5 protein-coding genes are annotated in these 4,582 nt (G+C 41.1%); all 5 read left to right on the plus strand.

Going from position 1 to position 4,582, the window contains the following annotated elements; translation table 11 throughout:
• The first annotated feature begins 45 nt into the window (after window positions 1–45).
• Complete coding sequence (locus QX565_RS01690; RefSeq protein WP_289290902.1) at window positions 46–1,602, plus strand: hypothetical protein; 1,557 nt, start codon at window positions 46–48, stop codon at window positions 1,600–1,602.
• 19 nt (window positions 1,603–1,621) lie between these two features.
• A complete protein-coding gene (locus tag QX565_RS01695; RefSeq protein ID WP_370634141.1) occupies window positions 1,622–2,575 on the plus strand; it encodes a hypothetical protein in 954 nt (317 codons plus the stop codon).
• The gene (locus tag QX565_RS01700) at window positions 2,556–2,906 is read left to right on the plus strand and encodes a hypothetical protein (RefSeq protein ID WP_211462248.1); all 351 of its coding nucleotides are present in this window, start codon (window positions 2,556–2,558) and stop codon (window positions 2,904–2,906) included. The genes QX565_RS01695 and QX565_RS01700 overlap by 20 nt, the downstream gene beginning before the upstream one ends.
• A 160-nt stretch (window positions 2,907–3,066) precedes the next feature.
• A complete protein-coding gene (locus QX565_RS01705; RefSeq protein ID WP_289290908.1) occupies window positions 3,067–3,759 on the plus strand; it encodes a recombinase family protein in 693 nt (230 codons plus the stop codon).
• Window positions 3,760–3,905: 146 nt separating this feature from the next.
• Window positions 3,906–4,582 (plus strand): hypothetical protein (locus QX565_RS01710; RefSeq protein WP_289290906.1); only part of this gene is annotated, 677 nt, incomplete at its 3' end.

Genomic DNA, 4,582 nt, shown 5'->3' on the forward strand with positions numbered 1-4,582 from the left:
GTGTCCTCCTTTTTTATTTACCAACATTTTAAAACAAGAAAGATTATGTTATACTACAAATTTAAAAATTATGAAGAATTCAAGGACATGTTTGGAATTGTCAAGCATGGAAACGGGGTATGCAGCAGAAAAAACAAGATACTGCTGGCATATATCAGGAACAAGAGATTACTACATGAAGCAATAGAGACAAACAACTATACGCTGCTTCATATTTCCTCAATGGCGGAACTGAAGAAAACCATTACCCGGACAATAATTATAAGCGGACACTCAGATATGTCATTACGTTATGTTCTGGAGCTGGACGGAGAACTCTTTTACTCCAGGAACTTTGAAACGGACGAACTGAAAGGGCTATGTGAGGACGGGGATACCAGGTCAATCCGCTACATTAACCATGAGAACGGAGAAAAGGTGTTTAAAATGAAAGCGGGGAAACTCTACCGCTCGCTCATACTGGAAACAGAATTTGGTAAAACCCTTCCGGAACAGGTAGTGACTTACCTATGTGAGGAATTCTCGGCGGACTGGCAGACTTATACAACGGGGCGGCTCCCTAAAAACAGGTTATGCATAGACAAGAATTTCGAGAAGATATACTCATCCTCCTCTTGTATGGGAGATTTTCATTCCTGCATGGTAGACAGGAAACTGCATTATTTCTATACGAATTCAGTCGATGCAAGCGCGGCATACCTGATTAATGAAGAAGGAAAGGTGACAGCAAGGTGTGTCATCTACAACAAGGTTACAGACCAGGACGGAAAGATATGGAGACTGGCGGAAAGACAATACGCTACCGATGAGAACAACACCCTCAAACGTGCTTTAATAGATGTTCTGATAAAGAGAGGACACATTGACGGTTATAAGAAAGTCGGTGCCGGATGTGGTGATGCAAGGGCTTTTGTTGACCTGGAAGAGAATTCATTGTCAGACAGGAAATTCAGGATAGAATGTGACCTGGACTGGGATGACACGCTAAGCTACCAGGATTCATTCAAGTGGTACAATCAATCCGAGAGGACAGCAGATAATTACGGAAGTGGTGACATCGCACTTGATATTACTGACGGTTCTCTGAATGGTGAGGAGGAATACGATGATTTCCACGAATACCATTGCAATGAAACCAGCCTCGTATATTATCACGGACACGAGTATTACTGTGACGTGGAGAATCTGGACGAATTCATATGGATAGAAAATCTCGAGGAATACCATCATGAGTCGGATGTTACGGAATGTCCGGAATGTAGCGGGCATTTTCTGGAAGAGGATAATTTCTATTCGAACATAACGGAAGAGTACTATTGCTGTGAAGAATGCCGGAAGAAAGCGGAACAGACATACAAAAAGGAAAACTGGCATTATTCCGATTATGATGAGGATTACTATGAGTATGCAGAAGACATAACCATATACCGGGTATGGAACAATATCCTCTGTGAATATGAAAGAAAGATAATATCCGTAGAGTCGGCACAAAGACTGCTGGAAGCGGGAGAACTTCATAAATTGAATGACATGCTTTATGACAGGATAGATGAGGAAACAGGACTGCCATATGCATACGAGATGAATGAAATAAATGTTTAACCCACAAAAAATAAGAATGATGGAATTGCTTAAGAAATTATACAAGGTTTATAGCCCAAGCGGAAAAGAACGGGCGATGATCAAGTTTATATGGAATTATACCAAGAGAATTACTGGTACCAAAGTTGAAATGGACGCAGCCGGGAACTTGTATATAACAAAAGGGGAAGCGGAATCATATCCCTGTATCGTAGCACATCTTGACCAGGTACAGAGGTTACATTCAAAAGATTTCACGACTGTCGAAACGGGAGAAATCATATTCGGTTACAGCTCCCGGAATAAAAGACAGGAAGGACTCGGAGCCGATGACAAAAATGGAATATGGATAGCACTCAAATGTCTGAAAAAGTATGACACTCTAAAACTGGCGTTCTTTGTCAGTGAAGAGGTGGGATGTGTAGGTTCTGGAAAAGCGGTGATGGATTTTTTCAATGACTGCCGCTTTGTTATACAGCCTGACAGACGGGGTTATCAGGACATTGTTACAGAAATCGGCTGGACCTCACTATGTTCTCCCGGATTCCTTCAAGCTGCCGGATATAAAAAGTTCGGATACAGGGAAACACATGGAATGATGACGGATGTGCAGGAACTAAAGGAACGAGGGCTTCTGGTCAGTTGCGTCAATCTTAGCTGTGGATATTACGAACCACATACGGACCATGAGTTTACAATAAAGAAAGACCTCATAAACTGTCTGTCACTGGTAGAGCATATCATTGAGAATTGTACTGAACCTTATCCTCACCAACCTAAGATACCAGCAAGGCGATGGAGGAGCTATGATGAATTCGATGAAGCGACGGATGAAATATTTGCCCTGCTCGATCAGGGGGAATTATGGAGCGCAGAAGACCTCTATTATATATACCACTCCGTTTTCCCTGAACTGGATATGGAGGATTACCGGAGAATTTACACTGAATACTATAACTTAAATACAATCGAATATGGAGAACAAAAATTGTGATCTGAAACTAGCAGGATATATATGGTCAATCCTAAAGACACAACCCGTTATAGTAATGTCATGGGGAGTAGATATGGATACGATAAAGCCGGTCAAAGGCGGACTGGAATTTCATGTGCAGGGATTCAAGCATACGGGAATGGTACAAATCGTTCTCGATGAAGGAAAGGATCTCTTTGAAGTACATCTTATTCCTGATTCTGAAGGAGAAAAGAATGTAATAGAAGACGTTTACTTTGATATGCTCGTTTCTGTGATAGACGAGAATGTGGAGAAAACGGATAATTATGAAAAAAGGATTTCTGAAGAGTATGGAACTATAAGAGAATAGTATTTTTCAAAAATAACCGAATCTGAAATAATAGGAATCCTATGAGAAGTTGGAATCTATGAAACCTCAAAATCTCACAGGATTTCTTTTTCATAAACTTCAGGTGACAGATATTGAACGTTCGTTTGGTATTTGTAACCGACTATTAAAATATGTAAAAATGAAAGCAAAAACTTATATTGCCTACCTCCGACAGTCCACGATAAAACAGGAAATCTCCGGATTGGGAGTGGAGGCTCAAAGAGAAATTATACAGAATCACTTGAAGGATAAAAAGCCGATTGTTGAGTATATTGAAACAGAGAGTGGACGTAAATCCAACAGATCCAAACTTATAGAGGCTTTGGGAGAATGCAGAAAAACAGGATCTACCTTAATTGTAGCCAAACTGGACCGATTAAGCCGGAATGTAGCTTTCACCAGTAAATTGCTGGAAAGTGATGTGGAGATTGTATTTTGTGATTTTCCGGAAGCAAATAAACTCGTACTGCATATCATCAGCAGTATAGCAGAGTATGAAGCCGGACTGATCAGTCAGAGAACCAGGCAATCGCTACAGGCCAAGAAAGCGAGAGGATGCCGGCTTGGTAAATCCGAGAACCTGACGAATAACCTTGAACGGGCTATCGGGGAAAGTGTAAAGACCAACAAGACTAAGGCGGACAATAACCCGAATAATATGAGAGCCATTGCCATGTTGCATTCATTGCTCATGCAGGGGAAGTCCTTGTCCGAAATGACCGGAATTTTAAACCGGCAAGGCTTTGTTACCTCCAAAGGTTGCAAATTCCGGATAACCCAGGTAAAAAGGCTGATCGTCAGGGCAGGACTTGAATTGCCACAGAAAACATAAATCAATCGGAATTACTTGATTAAAATAAGGGAGACTATGCAGAATAGTTTCTCTTACTTTTTTTCTTCATCGGAGGCCTTTCCGTTTTTAGGATATGCCATGTATCATCTATTTCATTATCTTTACGGTAAATAAATCCCTATATCATGGACCCTAATAAAAATGACGCAACGAAAATCCGGGAAGAAAAACGCCAGGCCAGAACTCTGGAAAATATGGAAATAAAGTTATCGGAACAGATGGAAATGATGAAGCAACTCATAACAACCTCGGTTGTCATATCCATTGATGAATTATGCTTTTATTTCAGAACGGCTGTACAGACGGAATCCGTGAACGTGCCGTTGCACCTTTCTTTTGAAAGGCATTTTAAGCTTCTCATAGACTATGCCGGAGACGACAGGAATGTCTTGTCCGGTCTTCTACATTGCCTTTACAGTCTTCACGAATGCTACAGAACAGTTACTCCCGAGTATTATTTCGACAGGGCAATGCCCCGTCCCTTCCAGGATTCCATCCTTGAAAGTTTTGAACTATTTTCAACCGCTCTGAAGGACTATGATACCCATGACCGACCGATACATCTGGATACCCCTTATCTGAGGCATTATAAAAGGTTCGGTTCACATCCGCATAAACAATTCTACCACACCTATCTGCAAAAATTGAATGAAAAGCTGAATTACCTTCTTTCAGAAAGCCGTCTGGGATTAAAACTTGACTTCTGCTTCATACCGGAGAATTCATACAACATTATTCTGGAACAGTCGCTGGTGGAGGATCTATATGCTTTTCTGGTAGATGAAAAGTGCCTGCAAAAGGA

It is taken from the genome of Bacteroides sp. 41_26 (assembly GCF_949740115.1).
Lineage (GTDB): Bacteria > Bacteroidota > Bacteroidia > Bacteroidales > Bacteroidaceae > Bacteroides > Bacteroides nordii.